Origin of the sequence: Amycolatopsis sp. NPDC051372, assembly GCF_040682095.1 — a bacterium.
Lineage (GTDB): Bacteria > Actinomycetota > Actinomycetes > Mycobacteriales > Pseudonocardiaceae > Amycolatopsis.
Map to the genome: position 1 here is coordinate 44,658 of NZ_JBFBAF010000025.1, position 24,450 is coordinate 69,107.

Sequence of the window (24,450 nt, forward strand, 5' to 3'; positions counted from 1 at the left end):
CCGAGAGTGCTGTGCGTCAGGGCAGGCGGAGCCCGCTGGTACCCGAGAACACGTGCAGCTCGTCGGGACGGATCCGCAGGTGCAGCGTGTCGCCCATCGACGGGGTCTGGCGCGGGTCCACGCGCACGACGACGTTCTTCGACGCGCCCTCGGCGGCCAGGTCACCCGCGCCGCCGGCGAGCTTGCCGTAGACGAACGCGTCGGAACCCAGCTCCTCGACCAGGTCCACCTTGATGGGCAGCGTTCCGTTGGTGTCGGTGGTGGCTTCGAGCGACTCGGGACGGAAGCCCAAGGTCACGGTGTCGCCGTCGGCGGCCGAGCGGATCGACGCCGCCAGCGGGACGCTCGCGCCACCGATCTCGGCGCCGTCGGCGGTGAGCTTCGCCGAGACGAGGTTCATGGCGGGCGAGCCGATGAAGCCGGCGACGAACACGTTGGCCGGGTGGTCGTAGAGCGCGCGCGGGGTGTCGCACTGCTGCAGCAGACCGTCGGACAGCACGGCCACGCGGTCGCCCATCGTCATGGCCTCGACCTGGTCGTGCGTCACGTACACGGTGGTGACGCCCAGGCGGCGCTGCAGCGCGGCGATCTGCGTACGCGTGGACACACGCAGCTTCGCGTCCAGGTTGGACAGCGGCTCGTCCATGAGGAACACCTGCGGCTCACGCACGATCGCGCGGCCCATCGCGACGCGCTGGCGCTGGCCACCGGAGAGGGCCTTCGGCTTGCGGTCGAGGTAATCCTCGATGTCGAGCAGCTTCGCGGCCTCGAGCACCTTCTGCTTGATCTCCGACGCCGGACGGCCCGCGATTTTCAGCGCGAAGCCCATGTTCTGCGCGACGGTCATGTGCGGGTACAGCGCGTAGTTCTGGAACACCATCGCGATGTCGCGCGAACGCGGCGGCAGCTGCGTCACGTCGCGGTCGCCGATCCAGATCGAGCCCTCGTCGACGTCCTCCAGGCCCGCGAGCATGCGCAGCGCGGTCGACTTGCCCGAACCCGACGGGCCGACCAGCACGAGGAACTCGCCGTCGGCGATCTCCAGCTCGAGTGCGTCGACGGCAGGTCGGTCGGTGCCGGCGTAGCGCCGGGTCGCCTTGTCGTAGGTGATGGTGGCCATCGGTCAGTCCTCTCCGAATTTCGCGGGAACCCCGTGCGCGGCTTCGCGCGCTTCGAGGTGGCGTCGCTGGATCTCCTTGCCCGCGGCGCGTTGCGCCTCGGCCGGCTCGTCCAGCACGAGCCGGTTTCCAGGTCCTTCGGCCACCCACGCGGGTGGTTCGGCGGTGCCGGCCAGCGCCCAGGCGGCCTGGCGCGCGGCACCGAGGGCGACGTACTCGCCCGTCTCGGGGATCACCACGGGCACGCCGAGCACGATCGGCGCCACGGCCCGCACGGCCGCCGACTGCGCGCCGCCGCCGATCAGCAGCACGCGCCGGACGTCCATGCCCTGCGCGCGCACGGCGTCGAGGCCCGCGGCCAGGCCGCACAGCATGCCCTCGACAGTGGCGCGGGCCAGGTTCTCCGGCGTCATGTTTTCCCTGGTCAGGCCGTAGAGCGAGCCCGTGGCATCCGGCAGGTTCGGGGTGCGCTCGCCGTCGAGGTACGGGAGGAGCGTGAGCCCGCCGGCGCCCACTTCGGCAGCGAGCGCGAGGCGGTCGAACTCGGCGAGGTCGACGCCGAGCATGGCCGCGCCCGCGGTGAGCACACGGGCGGCGTTGAGGGCGGCGGTGAGCGGCAGGAAGCGGCCGGTGGCGTCGGCGAACCCGGCGACCAGGCCGCTCGCGTCGGCCGAACCCGTCTCGGTCACCCCGAAGACGGTGCCGCTGGTGCCGAGGGAGATCACGGCGTCGCCCGGCGTGAGCTCCAGCGCCAGCGCGGCGGCCATGTTGTCGCCGGTGCCGGCGGAGACGAGCAGGCCGTCTGGAAGATCGAACCCAGTGTGGCCCGCGGTGTGTCCGGCGCGGTCGGCCGGGCCGAGCACGGTCGGCAGCTCAGGCGTGCGGCCGCCGAACGCGTGGGCCAGGACGTCCACGCGGTAGGCATTCTCCGTCGGCGAGAAGTAGCCGGTGCCCGACGCGTCGCCGCGGTCGGTCACGGCCTGCTCGGGCTTGCCGAGCAAGCGCCAGGTGAGCCAGTCGTGCGGCAACAGCACGCGCGCGACGCGGTCGGCGTTGGCGGGCTCGTGCTCGGCGAGCCAGCGCAGCTTGGTGACGGTGAAGCTCGCAACCGGCACGGAGCCGACGGACTTGGCCCAGACACCGGCGCCGCCCAGTTCCTCGATGAGGTCCTGGGCGGCCTGCGCGGAGCGCGTGTCGTTCCAGAGCAAAGCGGGGCGAACCACCTCGCCGGCTTCGTCGACGGTGACCATGCCGTGCTGCTGACCGCCGATGCCGAGGGCTTTCACGCCGTCAAGCACACCGTCGGTGGCCTCGCCGAACGCCTGCCACCAGGCCGCGGGGTCGACCTCGGTGCCGTCGGGGTGCGGCGCGCGGCCGGTGCGCACGACGGCGCCCGTGCGCGCGTCGCAGACCACGACCTTCGTCGACTGGGTCGACGAGTCGATCCCGGCCACCAGCTCAGCTGTCATAGGGCTGCCCCTCCTCGACGTGCTCCACGGTCTCCACGGCCGTGCCGGCATTGAGCGCGGCCTCGATCTCCTCGGTCGGGGTGATCTCGCTGGTGATCAGGAGGTCGTAGTCGCCGACGTCGCCGTGCGCGAAGGTCGCGGTGCGGCCGAACTTCGAGTGGTCGAGCACGAGCACGTTGCGGTTCGCGGCGCGCAGCACGGCCTTCTTGAGCTCGGCGTAGTCCTGCACGGGGTGGAAGAGCCGGCCGACGGCGACGGCGCTGACTGACACGAACGCGATGTCGGCGCGGGTGCGCTCCAGCAGCGCCAGTACGTCGGGGCCGGAGCAGGAGTCGTACTCGGCGTGGTACCGGCCGCCGGCGACGACGACGTTCACGCCGTCACCCAGCAGCTTGGCGGCGCGCAGGGAGTTGGTGATCACGGTGAGGCCGTCGATATCGGCGAGGCGCTCGACCAGGGGGAACAGCGTGGTGGAGTCGTCGACGAACACGGTCTGGCCGGGTTCGACGTGTTTGACGGCCGCCTCGGCGAGTGCTTCCTTCTCGGCGGAGTGCAGCGTGAAGCGGCTGGCGGTCTCCATCGTGAGCGCCGGGTAGGCCTCGACCTTGCCGCGCAGCTTGCGCAGGAGACGGCGGTCGGCCAGGTCGTCGAGGTCGCGGTGCATCGTCATGAGGCTCACGCCGAAGCGGGTGGTGAGGTCGTCGATCCGCGCCTCGCCGTGCTCGATGACGTGGTCGAGGATGTCCTGCCGGCGCTGCTCGACGGCCGCGTCGGACGGTCGGGTCCTAGGCACGGCGCACCTCACCGTCGACCCGGTTGAGGGTCACCTGAACGGGGGCGCCAGTGCTCACACCTCGTTCTTACCAGATTTTGTCGCACTAGTTAACGGGTAACTCGATAACTTCTACGTCGGTGTTGCCGGTGGTGCCGCGGACGAGCTTGAGGGCACCGGGGATGGCATCGACCAAGCCGGACGCGGAGGTCGGCACGCCGTCCGCGGCCAGCGCCCCGGCGAGCGAGTGCACCTGCGCGCCCGCGGCGGCGGCCAGCCACGGGTCGAGGCCGGCGGCGAGCAGCGACCCGACGAGGCCGGTGAGGACGTCGCCGGAGCCGGCCGTCGCGAGCCAGGAGCCGCGCGGGGTGTTGACGGCGACGCGGCCGTCCGGCGCGGCGATCACGGTGCAGTGGCCCTTGAGGAGGACGACGGCGTTGTACTTCCTGGCGGCGTCGCGAGCGGCCTTGACCCGGTCGGCGCCGGGACGGGTGCCCATGAGGCGTTCGTACTCGCCGGCGTGGGGCGTGAGCACGAGCGGGGTGTCGGGGTCGCGGGCGTCGAGGACGTCGGGGTGCTGGGCGATGATCGTGGTGGCGTCCGCGTCGGCGCAGACCGGCACGCCCTGGCCGAGGATGTGGCGCAGCACGTCGCGGCCTTCGGAGCCGGTGCCGATACCCGGGCCGACGACCCAGGCCTGCACGCGGCCGGCGTCGGTGACCGAGCCCGTCGCGACGATCTCGGGCCAGCGGCTCCGGACGACGTCGGCCGCGGGGCCGGCGTAGCGGACCATGCCGGCGGTGGCGCGCACGGCGGAACCCGAGGCGAGCACGGCCGCGCCCGGGTAGGTCGCGGAGCCGGCGGCGATGCCGACGACGCCCTGGGTGTACTTGTCGTCGCCCGCGCCGGGGATGGGCCACAGGTCGGCGAGGTCGGTGAGCTCCAGGCGGCGCAGGTCGGGTTCGCCGAGCTCGGGGCGCAGGCCGATGTCGACGAGCACGACGTCGCCGCACTGCTGGGGCGCCAGTGCGTGGACGGGTTTGGGGGCACCGAAGGTGACGGTGAGGTCCGCGGTGACGTGGGGGCCGTCGGTGGCGCCAGTGTCGGGGTCGACGCCGCTGGGGAGGTCTACGGCGACGATGGGGGCCCGAACCTGGTCAACGAGTTCTTTCGCGTCTGGCCGGAGCGGACCCTTGCCGGAGATGCCGACGATGCCGTCGACCACCACGTCGGCTTTCTTGATCCACTGTGGACTGTCCTCGACGGACACCACGCGGCCGCCGGCTCGCTTGAGCGCCGCCAATCCCCGAGCGTGCGCCTTCTCCGGCTTCAGCAGCACGGCCGTGACGGCCACGCTGCGGCGACGCAGGAAGGCCCCGGCCCACAGCGCGTCACCGCCGTTGTCGCCGGACCCGACGAGCAGCACGACCCGTCGTCCGGCGACGCCGCCGGTGCGTTCGGTCAGGAACCCCGCGAGGTGTGTGGCCAGGCCGAACGACGCCCGGCGCATCAGCTCACCGTCGGGCGTGACGGCGAACAGCTTGCCCTCCGCCTCGCGAATCCGTTCCGTGGTCCAGATTCCCTGCACGGCGGGCCCCCCGCTTACTCGACAGTCACGGACTTCGCCAGGTTACGCGGCTTGTCGACGTCGTACCCGCGGGCGCGGGCGATCTCCGCGGCCAGCACCTGCAGCGGCACGGTGGACACCAGCGGCTGCAGCAGCGTCGGCACGGCGGGGATCTCGATCAGCTCGTCGGCGAACGGCCGCACCGCCTCGTCGCCCTCCTCGGCGATCACAATGGTGCGGGCGCCGCGGGCCTGGATCTCGCTGATGTTCGACACCAGCTTCGAGTGCAACACCGCGCGGCCCTTGGGCGAGGGCATGACCACGACGATCGGCAGGCCTTCCTCAACCAGCGCGATCGGACCGTGCTTGAGCTCGCCGGCGGCGAAGCCCTCGGCGTGCATGTAGGCGAGCTCCTTGAGCTTCAGCGCGCCCTCCAGGGCGACCGGGAACCCGACGTGCCGGCCAAGGAACAGCACCGCCTTGGAGTCGGCGATCCGGCGGCCGAGGTCCCTGACCTGGTCCACAGTGGACAGCACCTTTTGCACGGCGGCCGGCATGGCCTCCAGCTCGGCGAACTCGCGGGCGACCTCGTCGGGGTACTTGGTGCCGCGTGCCTGCGCGAGCGCCAGGCCCACGAGGTAGTTGGCGGCGATCTGCGCGAGGAACGCCTTCGTCGACGCGACCCCGATCTCGGGGCCGGCGTGCGTGTAGAGGACGGCGTCGGACTCACGCGGGATCTGCGCGCCGTTGGTGTTGCAGACGGCGAGCACGCGGGCCTTCTGCTCACGGGCGTGGCGGACGGCCTCCAGCGTGTCGGCCGTCTCCCCGGACTGCGAGACCGCGACGACGAGCGTGTCGCGGTCGAGCACCGGGTCGCGGTAGCGGAACTCGCTGGCGAGCTCGACCTCGACCGGCAGGCGCGTCCAGTGCTCGATGGCGTACTTGGCGACCAGGCCCGAGTGGTAGGCGGAACCGCAGGCGACGACGAAGACCTTGTCGACGTCACGCAGGTCCTGGTCGGAGATGCGCTGCTCGTCGAGGATGATGCGGCCGGCCTCGAAGTGGCCGCGCAGGGTGTTGGCGAGGGCTTCGGGCTGCTCGTCGATCTCCTTGAGCATGAAGTACTCGTGGCCGCCCTTCTCGGCGGCGGACAGGTCCCAGTCGACGGTGAACGGCTTGGCCTGCGCGGCGTCGCCGTGGAAATCGGTGACCTCGTAACCGTCGCGGGTGATGACGACCAGCTGGTCCTGCCCCAGCTCCACGGCCTCGCGCGTGTGCTCGATGAACGCGGCGACGTCGGACGCGACGAAGTGCTCGCCCTCCCCGACCCCCACCACCAGCGGCGACGAACGACGCGCGGCCACGATGGTGTCGGGCTGGTCGGCATGCGTCACGACCAGCGTGAACGCGCCCTCCAGCCGCCGGCACACGGCCGCGACACTGGCGGCGAAGTTTTGGGCGGTTTCCCCACTGTTGTACGCCCGGGCCACCAGGTGCGCGGCGGTCTCGGTGTCGGTGTCGCTCGCCATCTCGACACCGTCGGCCTCGAGCTCCGCACGCAGGGCGGCGAAGTTCTCGATGATGCCGTTGTGCACCACGGCGACCTTTTTCGAGGCGTCCTGGTGCGGGTGCGAGTTCCGATCCACGGGCGCGCCGTGCGTCGCCCAGCGGGTGTGGCCCATGCCGGCGGTGCCGGTGAAGCCGTCCCTGCCCACGGTGTCGAGCTGCGCCTCCAGGTTGGCGAGCCGCCCTGCCTTGCGCTCGACCCTCAGCGCGCCGGCGCCGTCGAGCACCGCCACCCCGGCCGAGTCGTAGCCGCGGTACTCCATCCGCCGCAGGCCACCGAGGACCACATCCAGCGCCGGCCGGTGTCCGACATATCCCACGATTCCACACACGCGAACAAGCCTAACGAGGGATGTCCAGTCCCCTACTCCGGTACCTTCCCGAGGCTTTTCAACCCACCTGACCAGGGGAGATCGGATGGTGACGGTGTGGAGTGGGGTGGGTTGGTTTGGACCCCTGATCGGTGGGGTTCTGGGGCTTGTGGGAGCTGGGGTGGGGGTGAGTTGTGGGGCTTCGGGTGGGTGCGTCGGGTGGGGGTTTCGGGCGGCTCGGGGTGGCTTGTGGGTGGGTTGTGCGGCTTCGGGCGGCGCGGACTGAGGTGCTGCGGCGGCGGTCGTCGTGATGGCTTTCGCGATCAGCTGTCGTGGTGTGTCGATCGCTCAGACGTCGCGCCGGGGCGTCGGCGAGGGTCGCGGCGTGCTCGCTCGGCTCGACCGATCGCGCCCGTCCAATCTCACTTGCCGTGCCGGCTCAGCAGCCGGCTTCCCCAACAGCATTCGATCGGGGCGAACGGTCCCCTGGCAACCCGCTACCTGCGCGACGGCGTCCTGTGGTGTGTCGCGCCCGGCGTAAACGGTCCCCTCACCTCGCCAAGCCGTAGTGAACAGCCCTTTCGCGTTAACCATCGGCGCACGCCACGCGCTCAACCCTCGCGAGGGCCGTCGCAAGTTCCCGGCTGCGCGAAAGTCCCTTCCACCAGCGTTCACCGCGCGCGATTGACAACTTTCACGCAGGCCGTCGCCTCCGGATCAAGCACGCCGCACCTCTTGTGCCGGGGGCAGCCGACCGACACACAGCCCCCGCCCTCCCAGGGGGGCGCGCCCATGTCCATTCTACCGGCCACCACCGACGAAACCGGCGCGCGAGCCGAGTTGTCCACAGGCGTGGCGAGTTGTGGACAACTCCGCGGCCGGCGGGTGTCGAATCAGCCGATTCCCGCTCGTGTAGAGGGCAAACGAGAGGAGAAAACATGCGTTCCCTCAGCGTCACCATGAACGTCACCCTCGACGGGGTCGTGCAGGGCCTCGGGCGGCCCGACGAGGACACGCGCGGCGGGTTCCCGCACGGGGGCTGGGGCACGAGGTTCCAGGACGAGGTCCTCGGCCGCGAGATGGCCAGGGGTATGAACCAGCCCGGCGACATGCTGTTCGGTCGCCGGACGTGGGAGGACTTCATCGGCGCGTGGGCGGGGCGCGACGACGGCAACCCGTTCACCGCGCACCTCGACGCCGCCACCAAGTACGTGGCCTCGACCACCCTCGGCAGCGCCGGCGCGTGGCAGAACTCGATCCTCCTGCCCGGCGACGCGACGAAGACCGTCGCCGAGCTGAAGGCCGAGCCGGGGAACGACCTGGCGATCGTCGGCAGCGCGGCGCTCGTGCGGAGCCTGCACGCGGCCGGGCTGGTCGACCGCTACACGCTGGTCATCCACCCGCTCACCCTCGGCGTCGGCGCGCGGCTGTTCAAAGGCCCGGCGCCGCTGACCGAGTTCAGGCTCACCCGCAGCGTCGCCACCACGAAGGGCGTGCTCATCGCGTACTACGAGCGCGCGTGACCTGGCCCGGAGCGGCGGGCGGGCCGGGGCCGGGCGCGGGCAGTAAGGTCACGCGCATGGCCAGCAAGCCCAAGCAACTGCTCGCGGAGCTGTCACACCCGGGGCCCCACGAGGTCCTGCGCGGCAACCTGGCCCTGGTCGGGCTACCGGGGGTCGTGTTCACGCCGCGCCAAGGACTGGGGCTGCCGGCCATCGCGTTCGGGCACGGGTGGCTGCAGCCCGCGTCGCGGTACCGGCACCTGCTGCACCACCTCGCGAGCTGGGGCGTGGTCGCCGCCGCACCCGCGACGCAGGGCGGGCCGCTGCCGTCGTACCGCCTGCTGGCCAGCGACCTGCTGACGACGCTCGACGTGGTGACCACCGTCCGCCTCGGCCCCGACGGAATCAGCGTCGACCCCGCCAAGCTCGGCCTCGCCGGCCACTCCACCGGCGGCGGGTCCGCCGTCCTCGCCGCCGCCCAAGCCGCCGCGGCCGACGACTCGGTGCGCCCGCGCATCCGCGCCGTCGCGACGATCACTGCCGCCCAGACCCTCCCCTCCGCCTCGGCCGCCGCCCGGCTCATCACCGCTCCCGGCCTGCACCTCGCGGCGGAGGAGGACCTGGTCGCGCCGGCCGTGGGCCATGCGGAAGCGATTGCCACGGCGTGGGCTGGGCCTGTTCAGCTGCGCACGTTGGGGAAGTCCTCGCACCTCGGCGTGACCGAAGGGCGGCACTGGAGCCAGCTTCTGCTCCACGGCAAACCGAACCGTCGCACGCAACAACTGACGCGGGCGTTGTTCACGGCGTTTTTTCTGACGCACCTGACGGGTACGGATCGGTATCTGCCGCTGCTGGACGCGGATGTGAAGCGGGCGCCGATCGAGCTGACGGAAGAGCCGGCTGCCTGACGGGCGGTGACCGGGGTTGGGGTGAAGGGGACTTTCATCGCTTCTGCCGGCGAGTAAGAGCTGGGCTGGGTCTGGCTTGGCGGCGCTTCGCTCTGGGTGCGGATGGACCTTTCGCCACTCTGCCACCGTGAGACGGGACCTTCATCGCTTCGGATGTGGGTGAGGGCTGCGCTCGGTTTGGCACGATTTGCCTGAGCGCGAAGGGACCGTTCGCCGCTCCGCCGCCCCACGAAGGGACCGTCATCGCTTTCGGCGCGGCTGGCCGGGCTACTCCTGGGCTGGGTGCCGATGTTGGCCGCGCGCGATGGGACCTCGCGGCTCGCCGCTCCGCCGCCCCACGAAGGGACCGTCATCGCTTTCGGCGCGGCTGGCCGGGCTACTCGTGGGCTGGGTGCCGATGTTGGCCGCGCGCGATGGGACCTCGCGGCCCTCCGCCGCCGCACGAACGGAACCGTCATCGGCTCACGGGGTGCGCGTCACGGGCTCGCTTGGCGAGGTAGAACGTGCGCGAAGGGACCTCTCGCGCCCCGCCGCCGCACGAAGGGACCCGCCGCGCGCTCGCCGCGGTGTTGAGTGGATCGGCGCCGGGTCGACGGTTGGTTGTCGTTGATCGGGCCGGTGCGGGCCAGGGTGGGTCGCGCTGTCTCTTCCCGTCGCGAAGGGGCCGGTCGCGAACATGTGGCCGCGTGAAGGGGACATTCATCACGCCAACTGAGGGCTGCGGGGTCTCGCAGGGGCGGGTTGCGTGGCACGAGCAGGCCTGAAGGGACCCTTCACGCCTTCACGCGGCGACCGGATGGGGTCAGTCGACCATCCAGGTGTTGTTCGAGAAGTCTTGGTCGTCGAAGCGGCCGGGGCGGGTGGGGTGGCCCGGGGTCGGCGGGGTGGGCTCGTCGGGCTGTGGGTCGGCGGGTGGGGTGAGGTCGATGGTGTGCGTGCGGTCGGTCATGGCTTTCTCGGTGAGCCATCCGCCGGCTTCGCGGTGGCGGCGCTGGAGGTCCTGGGCGCGGGTGAGGTAGCGGCCGTGGGTGGCGGCGTCGCGGTGGAGGGACTCGGTGGCGGCGGACGTGGCCGAGGTGACCTGGCGGTCGCGGAGGGCTCGTTGTTCCTGGTGTTCGCGGGTGGCGGCGTTCTGGGCCGCGCGGGCGGCGGCGAGTCGGTCCGCGGCGGTCAAGGTCGGTTCCGCCGTCCCGTGAGCTGCTGGGCAGCGGTCAAAGCGTGCCGGCCGGGAGGGGTCGGGATCCGGCCGGGCAGTCGGTAGGCGGCGGTCAACCCCCGGTATTCGGCCGGCTGGGCGCCAGCGGTCGTGCGGCGTGAGGCGGGCCGGGCGGCGGTGCGCGAGCTCCGCCGTCCGGGCTGGTCGGCCATGCTCGAGATCCGCGGCCCAGGCTGGTCGGCCATGCTCGAGATCCACAGTCCAGGCTGGTCGGCGGTGGTCGAGGGCCGACGTCCAGGCTGGCCGGCCATGCTCGAGATCCGCGATCCAGGCTGGCCGGCCATGCTCGAGATCCGCGATCCAGGCTGGCCGGCCATGCTCGAAATCCGCGATCCAGGCTGGCCCGCCATGCTCGAAATCCGCGATCCAGGCTGGCCGACGGTGGTCGAGGGCCGACGTGGGGCGGGCGGGTCAGCGGCGGTCAACGCCGGGCCCCTCGTCGAGGGAGCCGCTGATGCGGCCGGCCGAGCCGCGGGTGTCGAAGACGTCCGTGCCGAGGCGGGCGGCCGTGCGTGTTTGGTCGCCGGGGGCGGTGCCGAGGCCGCTCGGGCCGGGGAGGGGCAGGGCGCCGAAGCCGTTCATGCCGTCCGGGAGGGAGTCGGGGCCGGGGCCGAGGGGGTCGAAGGTGACGTCGCCGCCGGGGGCCGTGCCCAGTTCCGCGGAGGGGTGCTGGTCCTGGGGCGGGTCGACGATGTGGGCGCCGAGGTCGGAGAGGGAGGCCGAGGCCGTGGTGCTGTCGTCTGGGACGTTCAGGTGGCCCGAGGTCGAGCCTGACGACGGGTCGAAGTCGGCCGGGACCACGCGGAGACCAAGGGCGGGGGTCGGTGAGTCCACGGAAGGACCAAGAGCGGGAGTCGGCGAGCCCACAGAAGGACCAAGAGCGGGAGTCGGTGAGTCCGCAGGAAGACCCCGAGCACGAGTCGGTGAGCCCGCGGGAATGCCGAGGGCGGGAGTCGGCGGGCCAGGGGTGCGAGTGGGCGAACCCACCGAAGGGTCCACTGTAGACGTATCAACCGGAATAGCCAGAAATCCCGCCAAGACACGGAAAAGGCCGTCGATGGTGGAGGTGGCCGTCGCGCACAGACCCTGGAACGCGGCGTAGCGGCTGCTGAACTCGGTCGCGAAAGGACCATTGAGCCATTGGCGGGCGGCGCGGGTGGCGTAGTCGTTGTCGCCGGGGTCGCAGTCGCGTAGGCGGTTGTGGAGGTCGTTGCCGGGGCTGGTGGAGTCGAGCCACTGGGCGAGGTCGAGCAGCTCGTCCTTCGAGACGGCGCCGCCTTGGGCCACGACGGCAACCCGTTGCGCCACCGGAAAAGGCGCGCCCGCGATCGAGTCGGTGCGGAGTTTCAGCGCTTCGTCCACTTTGGTCTTCAGAGCCGTGAAGACGTGGGTCATCGTCTCGGGGATGAGCTGGGCGGCGCCGGCGAGGTGGTCGAGCAAGGCGCCGGGGCGGAGGCGGCTGTACGCACTCTGAGCGGCCGTCGCGGCGGGGCTTTGCCAGTCGCGGAAGAGGGTGGTGGAGGCGGTGGTCGCGTCGGTGTGGGTGGAGTCGAGGGTGTCGCGTGTGTGGGCCAGCGCGTCGGCGTCGGCGAGGAACTTGCGGAAGTCGAGGCCGGCGCTGTCCTGGAACTTGTCCCGGATGTCCTTGTCCACATCGATCTTCGTGGCCGCGAACGCGTTCCAGACCGTGGCCCACTGCGCGAAATAATCCAGCGCCGGCGCGGCGAGCGCGAGCACCTCGTCGGACGTCACCACCCCGACGCCACCGGGCTCGGGTCCACGCAGCGCGCCGGTCATCGGCTCGCCGTGTTCCGCGCGGTGTCGACGTGCTCGCCCTCGACGGACGCGTAACGCCCCGCCGCCACTTCGACGCTGCTGCCGAACGACGCGAGTTCGCCCGCGTAAGCCTGGACGGCGTCACCCAGCGCGGCGAACCCGTTGCGGTACGCGGCAAACGCCCCGCCGTGCCCGCGCCCGAAATCCGCCTCGACCACCTGCGACGCCACCCCGGACACCCGCCCGGCCGCGGCCTCGAGCGCGCCCTTCGCGGCGCGCATCGCCTCCGCGTCCGCCCGGTGGCTGCCCTCCGGCATGGCCACCCCCTCACTCCGCCGACCCGCACCCACTCCGACGCACGCCGACGGCGCCCGGTGCCGCTGTCCGTGCACCGGAAATCTAGCGAGTCAGAAGGCTCGAGTCGACGTCGACAAAGAGCTCAGTTCGCGAGCCAGTTGGTCTCGGCGAAGTCGGTGTCGTCGTCGACGGCGTGCGCGGCCCGCCGATGCCGCCCGGACGGCTCGGCCGGCTGTTCCGCGGGCGCCGGAGCCGCGGGCCGCCTGCCGTAGCGGACCTCGGGATCGTCGGCGGTGCGGAACCCGGCGCGGCGCTCGTTCTCGGTCTCGTCTTCCTCGAACCCGTAGTCGTTCTCGTCGTCGGCCCGGTTCCCGACGGTTTTCTCCGTCGCCCAGCCGCCGGCCGCGTTCGCGCGACGGTTGCGCTCCTGCAGCCGGACGAACACCTCGCCCTGGATCTTGCCCTGCTTCTCGAGCTTCTCCTTGCTCTCAACCACCGCCTCGGCGCGGTTGCGGTCGAGTAAGGCCGACCGGGCGCTGTTCTCGGCCTCCAACGTCGCGAGCTTGGCACGCATCGCGGCCAGCGCGTCCTGCGAACTCATCGGACTCCCCTTCCCGACTCCAGCTAGCGGCCCATCACGGGGTCATCGTCGAGCGAACCGCTGATGCGGTTGCCGGACTTCGTCGATTCGAACAGCCCGCGGTCGACTCGGTACGCGCTCGAAGACCGCTCCTGGTCCTGGCCGCCTCCGCCCGCGCCGCCCATCATGCCGCCGCCCATCATCCCCATCGAGGAGGACTGCTGGCCCGGGTGGTCGCCCATGGTCGGCGCGGCGCCGAGCGGCGACGTCGACGGGTCGGCCGCGCCACCGCCCAGGGGCGCGCTCGCGTCCGGGCTCGTCCCGAGCGAGTCGTCCGGGGCCTCGAAACCGCTGTGACTGTCGAGCGGGTTGGTCAGCGACTGAGCGGTGGTCGAGTCGTCGACCGCCGCGGGTCCGTCCTGCCCGGTGTGGCTCGCCGCGTCGGCGGTGAAGCCGGCCGGCTGCGGAACGTCCGCGGCGTGCTGCGGGCCGCCGTCCGCCGCGTGGAGCGGGACGGCTTCCTGCCCGTTCGAGGGCGCCGGCGAGTCCTGGCCGCCGAGCCCACCGCCGGTGCCGGCCGAGTGGCCCGCCCCGTCCTGCGGGCCGCCCAGGTCGCCCGAGTGGGAGGCGCCCGGCACATCCGGCAGCCCGTGCTGCGCCGTGGTGCCCGGCGCAGCGGTGCCCGTCGGGTCGGCACCCACGAGCGCGTCCGGCTTGTCATCGTCGCCGAGGGTGTACTTGACGGGCTCGCCGCTGCCGTCGTCGACGGTCACCACGGTCGGCCCGTCCGGCCCCGACGGCTGTTCCGCGGTGATCTTGAGGCCGCCGTCCTCGATGTGGATCTTGCCGTCCGGGCCTGGCTCGTAGGTCTTGCCGGACGCGTCGGTGAGCTGAGCGCCATCGTGACCCTGGGGGCCGAAGCCGGGAGTGGTTTGGCCAGGCGGACCGGGCTGGCCGGGAAGACCCGGCTGGACGGGCTGACCTGAGTGGACCGGTTGACCCGGCTGACCGAGCTGACCCGGCTGGCCCGGCTGGCCCGGCTGCCCGGGAACCGCGGCAGCACCGTCCTTCGGATCGTCGAAGTCCAGGTTGTACTGCTTGGGGTGCCCGGTGCCGTGGTCGACGGTGATGCCCATGCGGCCGTCGGAGTCCGGCTCGGTCATCGCGATCTTGTGGTCGCCCTGCTCGACGGTCATCGTCTCGGGCTCGGCCGTCTTGATCGCCTCGCCGGTGCGCGGGTCGATCGGGTACGGCTTGCCCGTGGCGGGGTCGGTCTCGAGCGGCTGGTGCGTGACCGGGTTGAGGGCCGGGTCGGTCGCGTCCGGCGTCTTCGGCAGGTCGACCTTCGGCATCGCCGGCGTCCCACCGCCGCCACCGGCCGAGGGCATCCCGCCGCCACCGTTGTCTCCGCCACCACCGCCGCCACTGCTGCTGGACGGCTGGGTGCTGCCCGGGTCCGGCGGCGCGGCCTGGTCGACGTTCGAGAACGGATCCTGCGGCAGCTGCGCGAAGAAGTCGGTGAGCGCGCGCCAGGCACCGTCGACCGCGGTGTGCGTGTTGGTGCACATCGTCTTGAAATCGCGGATGTACCCGTCGAAGAACTTCCCGAAGTTGTCCTTCAGGTAGATGTTGCACTGGTCGACGATGTGGTTGATCGTGTCGTCGTTGAGGTCGCACGAGTCGTCGTCGATCATCCGCTGCGATTCCTGGTCCAGGAACTTCGCGCAGTGCTTGAAGTCGTCCTGGCTGGCGTTGCTGCGCAGCTCGGCGATCCGGATGATCCGGTCGAGGTCCTGTGCGGTGACCTGGCCGAGCGACTCCACCCGGTACTTGATCATCCAGTTCGCCTTGTCGCGGCAGGCCTTGCCGACCGACCCGCAGGCCGACTTCATCGCTTCGGCCGCGTGCGTGGCGGAATCGGACACGATCTTCGCGTCGGCCGTGTAGTTCTTGCGGAAGTTACCCGCTGAGTCGGCCGCGCTGCCGTGCCAGTCCGCGAGGTTGGTCGACAGCTGGCCCTCGACGTCCGTCGAGGCGTTGACCACGGCCCCGCTCAAGGCCGTGAACTCGTCGGCACCCGTCATGAACTTCGTGAACGGGATCTTCCGCTGCTCGTTGTAGAGCTTGTAGAGGTCGTCCTTGCCGGCGGGCTGGTAGGTCCCGACCACTGCGACGGCGCGGTTGAACAGCGGCACCCAGATGTCGAATGTCTTCATCCCGGGCAGGCCCAGTTCGAGGATCTCGTCGGAGGTGTTTGCGCCGGCGTTCGTCGGCGAAGCCTTCGCGGCTTGGGCGTCGAGCTTGCCCTTGGCGTCGTCGGCGGCCTTCTTGTCCGCCGCCCGCGCGTCCGACTGGTTCTTGTCGTAGTCGCCCTTCGCCTGCGAATAGGCCTTGTAGACGTCGCTGTTGCTGTGGTGCGTGTTGACGTCCGACGGCGGATCGGCGGACAACCCCATGTCCCGCTTGATCCGGTCGCGCCACTGCTCGAACTCGTGCTGGTCCTTGAACCCGTATTTGGTGGGATCGGCACCGTCGAGGTAGGTGAGGTATTTCCAGGCCAGATCCGAGCCCGCCTGGGTTTTCCCGAGATCGTGGTCGTAGAGGATCTGCTCGACTTCCTGGCGGGACGGAACGTCGTCGCCCTCGCCGGCGCTCACTTGCCCGCCGCCTTCACCGCGGAGCCGGAAGCGTCCTCATTGACCTGGTAGTGGCCGCCCGCCGAGTTGAGCTTCTGGGCGAAGGCATCGGAGGCCTTCAGATAGGCGTCGGCCATTCCAGCCAACCGGAGGACACCCGAGTGGTACGGACTGAAGTTGGTGCCGTGCGCTTCACCGAAGTCGGCGGCCACGATCTGCACGTCCTTGACCGCCGCGAGAGGTTGTTGCAGCGTGTTCCGCGGCATTTCGCTCACGGCTTTCGCGGCCCTCGTCAGCGCCTCAGTATCGACCTTGTGGCCGCCCGCCATCACTCGCCCTCCCTAGAGCACCTGTGTTCCAGCACTCTAGGACGCACGGAACCCGCCCCCGGTGCCATCGCACTCGCACACGGAATGTACCCGGGCTGTGACGACGGGCGCAGCGATTCGGCGATCCGGGACGATCAGGAGACCGCGGACACCACACCGGCCAGCCGGTCCGCCGCCGCTTGGGCCGTGGAGTGGGCCGGGGCCTCGACCATGACGCGGACGAGCTGTTCGGTGCCCGAGGGGCGCAGGAGGACGCGGCCCTCTTCGCCGAGTTCGGCTTCGACCTCGCCGACGGCGTCGCGGACTTCGGAGGAGCCCGCGACGGCTGCCTTGTCCGCGACGGGGACGTTCACGAGGACCTGGGGCAGGCGGTTCATCACGGACGCCAGCTCGGCGAGCTTCTTGCCGGTGGCGGCCATGCGGGACATGAGGCGCAGGGCGGTCAGCAGGCCGTCGCCGGTGGTGGCGTGGGCGGGGAGGACCACGTGGCCCGACTGTTCGCCGCCGAGGGCGAGGCCGGAGGCGCGGAGCTCTTCGAGCACGTAGCGGTCGCCGACGGACGTGGTGATGACCGTGATGCCGTGGGCCTTCATCGCGAGGTGCAGGCCCAGGTTGCTCATCACGGTGGCGACGAGCGTGTCCTTCACCAGCTCGCCGTCCTCGGCCAGCGCGAGGGCCAGCACGGCCATGATCTGGTCGCCGTCCACGAGCTCGCCCGAGGCGTCCACGGCGACGCAGCGGTCGGCGTCGCCGTCGTGGGCGATGCCCAGGTCGGCGCCGTGCTCGACGACGGCGGCGCGGAGCAGGTCGGGGTGGTTCGAACCGCAGTGCTCGTTGATGTTGATGCCGTCGGGCTCCGCGTGGAGGGCGACAACCTCGGCGCCGGCGCGGCGGTAGGCCTCGGGGGCGGCGACGGCGGACGCGCCGTTGGCGCAGTCCACCACGACCTTCAGGCCGTCGAGGGGGTGCGGCGTGGCCGAGACCAGGTGGTCGACGTACAGGTCGAGCGCGTCGGAGACGTCGGACACGCGGCCGACGCCCGAGCCCGTCGGGCGGACGACGTCGGCGCCGCCGAGGCCGGCCTCGATCTCGTCCTCGATGCTGTCGGGGAGCTTGTGCCCGCCCGCGGCGAAGAGCTTGATGCCGTTGTCCGGCATGGGGTTGTGCGAAGCCGAGATCATCACGCCGAGATCGGCCTCCAGCGCGCCCACGAGGTACGCGACGGCGGGCGTCGGCAGCACGCCGAGACGCAGCACGTCAGCGCCGGCCGACGCGAGTCCCGCCACCACGGCGGCCTCCAGCATCTCGCCGCTGGCGCGCGGGTCGCGGCCGACCACGGCCACCGGGCGGTGCGAACGGTCGTGCGCGGCGAGCACACGCGCGGCGCTGGCCGCGAGCGAAAGCGCCAGCTCGGGGGTCAGCTCGGCGTTGGCCACGCCTCGTACCCCGTCGGTGCCGAACAGTCGGGCCATCTCCACGACCTCCTAGGTCCAAATCGACCACGACAACCTAGCGGCGGCTGCGACCCGGCCGGGCCCTGCCCCCACCCCAGGAATGTCGCGGACCGCGCGCGAAATGCATCACTGTGGGGCAGATGGGACGCATGAGGTCCCAGAGAACACGTTCAGACAGCATTCGTGACCACTGCGGAAAGCACGAGAGCGCCCATCCGGTGGACGGATGGGCGCTCCCGAGGTTGCCTCTCACGAGGCCAAGCACTTCAGACCCCGCGCGGCCGGCAACGCACCAAGCCAGCGCGACCCACTGGGGGTCCAGGGGGCTTGCCCCCTGGCGGGGGTTTGGGGGTTCGACCCCCGATGTGATCGTGGAGAGAGCCCCGGCGAAGCGCCGCCAGGCGTGAGCATGGCTCACCTGCGAACGAAGCCGCAGACTCCCCCACGACCACCTACGCCATCAGCGCTTCGAGTACTGCGGAGCCTTACGGGCCTTCTTGAGGCCGTACTTCTTCCGCTCCGTGGCGCGCGCGTCACGAGTCAGGAAGCCGGCCTTCTTGAGGGCCGGGCGGTCGTCGGCGTCGACCTCGACCAGGGCGCGGGCGATGGCGAGGCGCAGAGCGCCGGCCTGGCCCGAGATGCCGCCGCCGTGGAGGTTGGCGAAGATGTCGAACGAGTCCGGCTTGTCGACCGTGACCAGGGGCTCACGGATGAGCTGCTGGTGCACCTTGTTCGGGAAGTACTCCGCGAGGGTGCGGCCGTTGAGCTTGAACTCACCGGTACCGGGGACGACGCGGACGCGGACCACGGCCTCCTTGCGACGGCCGACGGTCTGGGCGTTGCCACCCGCGGCACGCGACGGGCGCGGGGCGGCGGGCGTCTCGCTGGTCGCGACAGCGTCGCCGACCGCGGGGGTCTCCGACGTGGCCACAACGGCCTCGACGGCCTCGGTCTCGGTGCTGGTCACAGACTGTTCCTCACTCACTGCGCGACCTGCGCGATCTTGGTGATCTCGCGCGCCTGCGGCTGCTGCGCGGCGTGCGGGTGCTGCGGGCCGGCGTACACCTTCAGCTTCTTGGCCATGGCGCGGCCGAGCTTGTTCTTCGGCAGCATGCCCTTCACGACCTTTTCGACAAGGTGCTCGGGCTTGGTGTCGAGCAGCTCGCCGAAGGAACGCTTGCGCAGACCACCGGGGTAGCCACTGTGGCGATACGCGAACTTCTGGTCGCGCTTGTTACCAGTGAGCGCGACCTTCTCGGCGTTGACGATGACGACGAAGTCGCCGGTGTCCACGTGCGGGGCATAAGTCGGCTTGTGCTTGCCGCGCAGCAGCGTGGCGACCTCGGTCGCGAGCCGGCCGAGCACGACATCCTCGGCGTCGATCACGTGCCAGGCACGAGTGACGTCGCCGGGCTTGGGGCTGTACGTGGGCAAGGGTCTACCTCGTCGTCAACATTGCGTGTGGGTTCTGTGCGGGCCTAGCGCTGACGCGCCGCAACGCACAACGACATATGAAGATACGCCTCTGCTTACGTGACCCGTGCAGCGGGGGGTGCCCGCCGGTCGAGACCCCCGAAACCGGGCACCTCGGACCGCACCGATGATTCTACCGGCCGACGTCACCGAACCACCCACGCGGGCCCGCGTGACCCGTCAAGATGAGACGATCCGCGCGGACAGCCGAACACCCCCGGGGGAAAGCGATGACGAAACGGGCACGCCAAGCGGCGCTCGCCCTGGGCGCCGTGCTGGTGCTCGCGACCGCGTGCGGGCAGGCCCGCGCCGGCACCGCGCTGCCCAACGGCGACCAGGCCTCGGCCTACGTCGGCGCCAAGTTCGAGAAGGCGATGTCGAAGCTCGAGAACTCCATCCTCGACGCGCGCGACGTCACCAACTCCGCCGACGCCTACTTCAAGTTCGACGACAAGTGGATCCACAGCGTGATCACCTCGGCCCGCACCGGCAGCCCCGAGAGCCGCGTGGTCCACAACCGGTCGCAGAAGAACCCCGACGAGATCATCGACACGTTCACCCCCGCCGACGGGACGCTCGAGTACGTCTACCTCGGCCCCACGTACAAGTCGCTCGAGCCGACGGCGTGGGTGTCGATGCCGAAGCCCGAGGCCGGGCTGATCCAGCCGTGCGCGTGGGGTGGCGTGCTCACGGCCTGCAAGATGGCCAACGCCGTAGACGACTCGTACAACGCCGACAAGAAGGCCGTACGCGGCGCGAAGAGCTCGGCCGACGGCTCGGCGGAGCTGACCGTGAACGTCCCCTTCTCGCAGTTCCTCGACAAACGCGTGGAGCTGCTGCCCGACTCGCTGCTCAAGGAGGTGGGGCCGCAGCTGAACAAGTCCGTGATCCCCACCACGATCAAGCTCAAGCCGGACGGTTCGCTCGCCGAGTTCGTGATGGCCGCCAAGTTCTCCGGCGACGGCCACAACATCGAGCTCAACTACGACTTCCGCTTCACCGGCGAGGCGACCGTGCAGGACCTGCCGAAGCTGCCGGACGCGAGCCAGATCACCGCGCTGCCGGACGACGCCGCGAAGCAGGATTTCTACAACCGGCTCGCCCAGCTGCAGGGCAACTGATGAGCACCCGAGGTGACCTCCGATGACCCAGCCGCCCGAGCAGCACCGGCAACCACAGCAGTGGTGGCAACCCCCCGCGGCGCCCGCAGCCGGCGGCCCTGGTGCGCAGGAAGCCCAGTACGCCGGCCAGTGGCAGCAGGGCCCGACGCAGCAAGGTGGCGCTCAGCAGGGTGCGTGGCAGCAGCCGCAAAACCCGCCGCAGCAGCAAAACCCGTGGTCGCAGGGAACGCCGGCGCAGTACCCCAACACCGGCGGGCAGCCGTACGCCAATCCCCAGCAGTACGTGAACCCGGGAGCGCAGTCGTACCCCGGTGTCGCCCCGCAGCAGTATGCGGCGAATGGTCCGCAGCCGTACGCGAACCCGGCGAGCGGACTGCAGCAGCAGCCCTACGCCACCGGACAGCAGGCGCAGCAGGTGCCGGGCGTGCCGCCGCAGCAGCCGGGCGCGGCGTTCGGCGGCGGGTTCCAGCCGACGACGTACGGCGGACTCGGCGCGTTCTCCGCCGAAGCCGTGAAGAAGGCCCCGCGCTCGAAGCGGCCGTGGGTGATCGCCGGCGCGGCCGTGGCCGTGGTGATCATCGGCGGCGGCGCGGCGTGGCTGCTTGGCGCGTTCCAAGGGGACACGCTCGACCAGAAGTCGTTGCAGGACGGCGTTTCCCGCGTGCTCGCCGAGAACTACGGCGAACCCGACGTGAAGAACGTGGCCTGCCCTTCGGGTGAGTCCACGCAGAACGGCACCACCTTCGACTGCACGCTGCAGCTCGGTGGGCAGCCGCGCAAGGTCACTGTGCGGGTGCTCAACGACAAGCCCGAGTACGAGATCGGCGCGCCGCACTGAGTGCCCGGGGACGCGCCAGTCCACACCGGACGCGGCGAATCGCCTTTCCCACACACGAAAACTTGCCCCGCACACGATTGCGCCACAACGAAAACGGCGGGCCCGCACCGAAGTGCGGAGCCCGCCGTGGTTTCGTCAGAACCCGAGAATCAGAAGAGGTTCTCGACGTCCTTGTCGGTCTTGGTGTAACCGTCGGCGATCTCGGGCAGCGCGATGGCGATCTGCGCCAGCAGCTGGGTGAGGTCGTTGAAGCTGTTGTCCCAGTCGGCCTGGGCCTTCAGGTAGTTGTCCTTGGCCGCACCGGTCCAGGTGTTCGTGAGCTTGCTCAGGTCTTCCTTGAGCCGGTCGAACGAGGACTTCAGGTCCTTGGTGGTCGAGTTGCAGTCGTCAGCCGCCCGGTGGATCGTGGCCGGGTCAACGAGGATGCGTGCCATGTCGTACTCCTGTCAAAGTCGGGGTGTGGAATGGATGAACTGAACGTTGACGCTCGACTCAGCCGAGGACGCCGAAGCCCTTGTTGAAGCTGCTCACGATTTCGTTCTGCTCGGCTTCAGTGCGCTGGTACTTGGAGCCGGCTTCCTGCAGCAGGTCCGCAATGCGCTGGAGCGACTGGTTCAGCTTCTTGCCCGACTCGTCGAAGCGCTGCATGACGTTGTTGAACGCCTGAGCCGCTTCGCCGTCCCAGCCCGCGCGGGTGGCTTCGATCTCGCCCTGCAGCGTGGAGAGCCGCTGGTCCATCGCGACGCGAACATCGGTGACCTGGTTCTCAGCGTTGGTGAACTCTTCCGGAGTTCCTTCAAAGCCGCCAGCCGCCATGGGAACTACCCCCTTCATCTCATTGGTCGTGCGTACCGGCGTCCTGTTTCCGCCGTACACCCCTACGACGAAGACAGTGCCAGGTTCGGTTCACCCTTGGTGCGAGATTTCCCAAGTAGTTGCTTGCGTGAACGCCACTCGGGGGAACCGACGCCGCCGAGCCGAGCGCGACGCCGCCGGGAAAAGTCGCAAAACCCTTGGCCTACTGGGCAATTAGCACACGCACAGCCGGAATGAACCAGTTTCACGGTTCCCGGCTCATGATTCGCAACTGCGAAAAGTCCTCTTCGTCATCACTCGTTCGTGCGGCCGGCGAGGGAACTTCGGGCTCGGACCGGACCAATTCGGCCTCCGTCGGCAGGTGCGGCATCGGCAGGCCGCACGCCGCGCGGAACCGGGCGGCGGCACCGCGCAGCACCCGCGGAGTCGGTTCGACGGCGCCGCCGCCCGCGAGCCGGTGGCGGGCGTAGGCCTTCATCAGTTCCCGGTTGTCCTCGCGGTGGCGGACGTTGCGGGCGAGCGCGGTGCCGGCGACCCGGCGCGCGTGCGTGACCGCGTCCTGCCCCGCTCGCGTGAAAGCCGCCGCGGCGGACTCGGGTTCCGACGGCACGGGCACTCCTTCAGCTGGTGATCTTCAGCGTCGACACGATCTGCTCGCAGGCCGTGTCGACGCGTTGCCGCAACGCGGGGGCTTCGTACTGGCACCCCACGTGCACCCGGATCTTCCCCTGCACCACCACGTACCAGCTCACGGTGAGCTGGTCGCTCTTGCGCTGGTGGTACCCGATCACGGTGCGGCCACCGTACGTCAGGTTCGGATCGAAGGCGCTGTAGTTCGGGTCCCTGGCCGCCTGCGCTTGCAAAGAGTTCACGAGCTGCGCGCGGTCGACGGTCGCGTCGTAGTCCATCACGAACTCCTGGGCGACCACGAGGTCGTTGCCGGCCGACGCGTCCTGCGGGTGCAGGATCACCTGGCGATCGGCGACCTGGTCGGAGGTCTGGACCCAGTCCTGGGGCGCGCTGACGCTGAAGTCGTACTGGACGAACGTCTTGCCCGGCAGCCCCGCCGGGTCGTCACCGCTGCCCTGGTTCACCACGAACAGCACCACCGCGGCGACGACCACGACCACCGCCACGACCGCGCCGATCCCCCACAGCCGCTTCCGGCCGGCGCTCTTGCCGGTGCCGCCGCTCTCCGGCGGCCACGGCTGTCCCGGCGGGCGGCCTGGACCACCCGGCTGAGCGGGACGCGGCCCACCTGGCGCAGGTCCGGCGAAACCTCGGCCCGGCGTCGGCCGGACGACCGGAACCGGCGACCCTGACTGAGGCACGGACTGGGGCCTCGGCTGAACCCGTGGCGCAGCCGGCCGCGACAACAGCTCGGTGCGGCCGTCACCGTCGGCCTGCGCGCTCGGCAGCTCGCCGCCGGGGCGCACGACTTCGGTGCGCTGCTCGGCCGCCGGAACGCCGCCGGGCGCACCGGCCCGGCGCCCCACCGAAGCGCCGGGCAGCGCGCCCGTGCGGTCGGGGTCCACGAGCACCGCCCGCAGCGCGCCGCGCGCCACCACCGTCTCCGGCTGGTCGAGGCTCGTGGGCACCACGCCGGTGCGCTCGTGGACCAGGCGGGAGATCATCGGGATCCGGCTCGAACCGCCGACGAGGAAGATCGCGGTGAGCTGCTTGGGCCGCAGCCCGGCGTCGGCGATCGCCGCGCTGGTCAGCTCCACCGTGCGCCCGAGCGGCGCCGCGATGAGCTTCTCGAGGTCCTCGCGCGTCACGTGCGCGTCGGCGAACGGCGGCGGCATCGGCACGTCGGTGTACGTGTGGCGCGACAGCGTCTCCTTCGCACCGCGCACGTCCTGGCGCAGCACGCGGCGACGGCGCCGGTCGGCGAGCTCGCGGCCCGTGACCAGCTGCTGCCACGCGTCCGGATCGGCGCCCGACACGAGCGAGCCGATGTGCTCCAGCAGGGCCTGGTCGATGTCGGCACCACCGAAGCTCGGGTCGCCACGGGTCGCGAGTACCTGGAAGCCGCCACGAGCGCCCGGCCCACGCCCGGCCTCGGGCAGCCGCCTCACGACGCTGACGTCGACCGTGCCGGCCCCGAGATCGAGCACCGCGAGCGCTTCGCCGGGGCGGCCGCTGAACTCCACGGTCCGCCCGTCCGGCTGCGCGACGGGCGCGAAGGTGGCCGCGTGGTACACGGCCGCGGCCACCGGTTCGGGCACCAGCGCGACCTCGCGCGCCAGCCCGCCCGCGGCCTGCCGCAGCAGCCGGGTGCGGATCGCACCCCAGTCTGCGGGATGCGTGAGCACGAGGAGGTCGACCTCGGCGTCGCCCGCGATGCGGCGCGCCTCGGCCACCGCCCGGCCGAGCACGGCGTGGACGACGTCGGTGACCCGCAGCACGGAGTCGCCGAGCAGCAGGTCACCCTCGTCGATGCGCCGCTTCGGGTTCGGTTCGTAGCGCGACGGGTCGACGGCCGCCTGCCGCTCGGCCTCCTGGCCGACGAACAGCGTGCCGTCGGCGGCCGCGAAGACCGCCGACGACATCAACGGCTGGCCGTCGATCACCACGACCTGCGGCTCGCGGCCGTTGACGGAGGCGACGACGCAGGTGCTGGTGGTCCCGAAGTCCACCGCGACCCGCACCGTCACCCGTCACTCCTGCCGTCGCCCGGGCACCGGCCGCGCACGCCGCG

22 protein-coding genes are annotated in these 24,450 nt (G+C 71.0%); 4 read left to right on the forward strand and 18 right to left on the reverse strand.

Going from position 1 to position 24,450, the window contains the following annotated elements; all coding sequences use genetic code 11:
* Positions 1–16 precede the first annotated feature (16 nt).
* The 5 genes from ugpC to glmS form a co-directional block, all read right to left on the reverse strand.
* Positions 17–1,120 (reverse strand): sn-glycerol-3-phosphate ABC transporter ATP-binding protein UgpC, encoded by a 1,104-nt coding sequence (gene ugpC, locus AB0M56_RS32850; RefSeq protein ID WP_364183301.1) that lies wholly within the window; start codon positions 1,118–1,120, stop codon positions 17–19.
* A 3-nt stretch (positions 1,121–1,123) separates the two neighbouring features.
* Complete coding sequence (gene xylB, locus AB0M56_RS32855) at positions 1,124–2,587, reverse strand: xylulokinase (RefSeq protein ID WP_364183304.1); 1,464 nt, start codon at positions 2,585–2,587, stop codon at positions 1,124–1,126.
* The gene (locus tag AB0M56_RS32860) at positions 2,577–3,380 is read right to left on the reverse strand and encodes a DeoR/GlpR family DNA-binding transcription regulator (protein WP_364183307.1); all 804 of its coding nucleotides are present in this window, start codon (positions 3,378–3,380) and stop codon (positions 2,577–2,579) included. The genes xylB and AB0M56_RS32860 overlap by 11 nt, the downstream gene beginning before the upstream one ends.
* Before the next feature lie 85 nt (positions 3,381–3,465).
* Entirely contained in the window at positions 3,466–4,947 is a 1,482-nt protein-coding gene (locus AB0M56_RS32865; protein ID WP_364183310.1) for an NAD(P)H-hydrate dehydratase, read from the reverse strand.
* Between the two features lie 14 nt (positions 4,948–4,961).
* On the reverse strand, positions 4,962–6,824 hold the full coding sequence (gene glmS, locus AB0M56_RS32870; protein ID WP_364183312.1) for a glutamine--fructose-6-phosphate transaminase (isomerizing): 1,863 nt from the start codon (positions 6,822–6,824) through the stop codon (positions 4,962–4,964).
* Positions 6,825–7,741: 917 nt separating this feature from the next.
* Between glmS and AB0M56_RS32875 the strand changes: the two genes are divergently transcribed.
* Together AB0M56_RS32875 and AB0M56_RS32880 are read left to right on the forward strand one after the other, a co-directional pair.
* On the forward strand, positions 7,742–8,326 hold the full coding sequence (locus AB0M56_RS32875) for a dihydrofolate reductase family protein (RefSeq protein WP_364183315.1): 585 nt from the start codon (positions 7,742–7,744) through the stop codon (positions 8,324–8,326).
* A 56-nt stretch (positions 8,327–8,382) separates the two neighbouring features.
* Positions 8,383–9,213 carry an alpha/beta hydrolase gene (locus AB0M56_RS32880; RefSeq protein ID WP_364183318.1) on the forward strand — a complete coding sequence of 277 codons (831 nt, stop codon included), beginning with the start codon at positions 8,383–8,385 and terminating at the stop codon, positions 9,211–9,213.
* Positions 9,214–10,015: 802 nt separating this feature from the next.
* Here the strand turns inward: AB0M56_RS32880 and AB0M56_RS32885 are convergent.
* The 9 genes from AB0M56_RS32885 to rplM form a co-directional block, all read right to left on the reverse strand.
* Entirely contained in the window at positions 10,016–10,387 is a 372-nt protein-coding gene (locus AB0M56_RS32885) for a hypothetical protein (RefSeq protein ID WP_364183320.1), read from the reverse strand.
* Between the two features lie 453 nt (positions 10,388–10,840).
* The gene (locus tag AB0M56_RS32890; RefSeq protein WP_364183323.1) at positions 10,841–12,226 is read right to left on the reverse strand and encodes a hypothetical protein; all 1,386 of its coding nucleotides are present in this window, start codon (positions 12,224–12,226) and stop codon (positions 10,841–10,843) included.
* A complete protein-coding gene (locus AB0M56_RS32895; RefSeq protein WP_364183325.1) occupies positions 12,223–12,522 on the reverse strand; it encodes a hypothetical protein in 300 nt (99 codons plus the stop codon). The genes AB0M56_RS32890 and AB0M56_RS32895 overlap by 4 nt, the downstream gene beginning before the upstream one ends.
* 122 nt (positions 12,523–12,644) lie before the next feature.
* On the reverse strand, positions 12,645–13,103 hold the full coding sequence (locus AB0M56_RS32900; RefSeq protein WP_364183328.1) for a hypothetical protein: 459 nt from the start codon (positions 13,101–13,103) through the stop codon (positions 12,645–12,647).
* 23 nt (positions 13,104–13,126) lie between these two features.
* Entirely contained in the window at positions 13,127–15,739 is a 2,613-nt protein-coding gene (locus tag AB0M56_RS32905) for a hypothetical protein (protein ID WP_364183331.1), read from the reverse strand.
* The gene (locus tag AB0M56_RS32910; RefSeq protein WP_364183334.1) at positions 15,736–16,047 is read right to left on the reverse strand and encodes a hypothetical protein; all 312 of its coding nucleotides are present in this window, start codon (positions 16,045–16,047) and stop codon (positions 15,736–15,738) included. Before AB0M56_RS32910 ends, AB0M56_RS32905 begins: the two co-directional genes overlap by 4 nt.
* 134 nt (positions 16,048–16,181) lie before the next feature.
* The gene (gene glmM / locus AB0M56_RS32915) at positions 16,182–17,519 is read right to left on the reverse strand and encodes a phosphoglucosamine mutase (RefSeq protein ID WP_364183337.1); all 1,338 of its coding nucleotides are present in this window, start codon (positions 17,517–17,519) and stop codon (positions 16,182–16,184) included.
* Between the two features lie 442 nt (positions 17,520–17,961).
* Entirely contained in the window at positions 17,962–18,432 is a 471-nt protein-coding gene (rpsI, locus tag AB0M56_RS32920; RefSeq protein WP_364183552.1) for a 30S ribosomal protein S9, read from the reverse strand.
* Positions 18,433–18,482: 50 nt separating this feature from the next.
* Complete coding sequence (rplM, locus tag AB0M56_RS32925; protein ID WP_220246114.1) at positions 18,483–18,935, reverse strand: 50S ribosomal protein L13; 453 nt, start codon at positions 18,933–18,935, stop codon at positions 18,483–18,485.
* Between the two features lie 269 nt (positions 18,936–19,204).
* On the opposite strand from rplM, the gene AB0M56_RS32930 reads away from it, so the two are divergent.
* Positions 19,205–20,095: a hypothetical protein gene (locus AB0M56_RS32930; RefSeq protein WP_364183340.1), complete on the forward strand. Its 891-nt coding sequence runs from the start codon at positions 19,205–19,207 to the stop codon at positions 20,093–20,095.
* 22 nt (positions 20,096–20,117) lie between these two features.
* Entirely contained in the window at positions 20,118–20,933 is an 816-nt protein-coding gene (locus AB0M56_RS32935; RefSeq protein ID WP_364183343.1) for a DUF4333 domain-containing protein, read from the forward strand.
* A gap of 149 nt (positions 20,934–21,082) precedes the next feature.
* Here AB0M56_RS32935 and AB0M56_RS32940 read toward each other — a convergent pair whose 3' ends face one another.
* The 4 genes from AB0M56_RS32940 to AB0M56_RS32955 form a co-directional block, all read right to left on the reverse strand.
* On the reverse strand, positions 21,083–21,367 hold the full coding sequence (locus AB0M56_RS32940; protein ID WP_364183346.1) for a WXG100 family type VII secretion target: 285 nt from the start codon (positions 21,365–21,367) through the stop codon (positions 21,083–21,085).
* Positions 21,368–21,425: 58 nt separating this feature from the next.
* Positions 21,426–21,749 (reverse strand): WXG100 family type VII secretion target, encoded by a 324-nt coding sequence (locus AB0M56_RS32945; protein WP_220246110.1) that lies wholly within the window; start codon positions 21,747–21,749, stop codon positions 21,426–21,428.
* A gap of 244 nt (positions 21,750–21,993) precedes the next feature.
* Complete coding sequence (locus AB0M56_RS32950; RefSeq protein ID WP_220246109.1) at positions 21,994–22,359, reverse strand: hypothetical protein; 366 nt, start codon at positions 22,357–22,359, stop codon at positions 21,994–21,996.
* 10 nt (positions 22,360–22,369) lie between these two features.
* Positions 22,370–24,406 carry a type VII secretion-associated protein gene (locus AB0M56_RS32955; protein WP_364183350.1) on the reverse strand — a complete coding sequence of 679 codons (2,037 nt, stop codon included), beginning with the start codon at positions 24,404–24,406 and terminating at the stop codon, positions 22,370–22,372.
* Positions 24,407–24,450 lie beyond the last annotated feature (44 nt).

Bases quoted from the DNA above. Each gene is read 5' to 3' on its own strand.
- AB0M56_RS32930 (WP_364183340.1), top strand. From the start codon at position 19,205: ATGACGAAACGGGCACGCCAAGCGGCGCTCGCCCTGGGCGCCGTGCTG.
- ugpC (WP_364183301.1), bottom strand. From the start codon at position 1,120: ATGGCCACCATCACCTACGACAAGGCGACCCGGCGCTACGCCGGCACC.
- glmM (WP_364183337.1), bottom strand. From the start codon at position 17,519: ATGGCCCGACTGTTCGGCACCGACGGGGTACGAGGCGTGGCCAACGCC.
- AB0M56_RS32875 (WP_364183315.1), top strand. From the start codon at position 7,742: ATGCGTTCCCTCAGCGTCACCATGAACGTCACCCTCGACGGGGTCGTG.
- AB0M56_RS32940 (WP_364183346.1), bottom strand. From the start codon at position 21,367: ATGGCACGCATCCTCGTTGACCCGGCCACGATCCACCGGGCGGCTGAC.
- AB0M56_RS32900 (WP_364183328.1), bottom strand. From the start codon at position 13,103: ATGAGTTCGCAGGACGCGCTGGCCGCGATGCGTGCCAAGCTCGCGACG.
- AB0M56_RS32910 (WP_364183334.1), bottom strand. From the start codon at position 16,047: ATGGCGGGCGGCCACAAGGTCGATACTGAGGCGCTGACGAGGGCCGCG.
- AB0M56_RS32935 (WP_364183343.1), top strand. From the start codon at position 20,118: ATGACCCAGCCGCCCGAGCAGCACCGGCAACCACAGCAGTGGTGGCAA.
- AB0M56_RS32880 (WP_364183318.1), top strand. From the start codon at position 8,383: ATGGCCAGCAAGCCCAAGCAACTGCTCGCGGAGCTGTCACACCCGGGG.
- AB0M56_RS32890 (WP_364183323.1), bottom strand. From the start codon at position 12,226: ATGACCGGCGCGCTGCGTGGACCCGAGCCCGGTGGCGTCGGGGTGGTG.
- xylB (WP_364183304.1), bottom strand. From the start codon at position 2,587: ATGACAGCTGAGCTGGTGGCCGGGATCGACTCGTCGACCCAGTCGACG.
- AB0M56_RS32945 (WP_220246110.1), bottom strand. From the start codon at position 21,749: ATGGCGGCTGGCGGCTTTGAAGGAACTCCGGAAGAGTTCACCAACGCT.
- AB0M56_RS32895 (WP_364183325.1), bottom strand. From the start codon at position 12,522: ATGCCGGAGGGCAGCCACCGGGCGGACGCGGAGGCGATGCGCGCCGCG.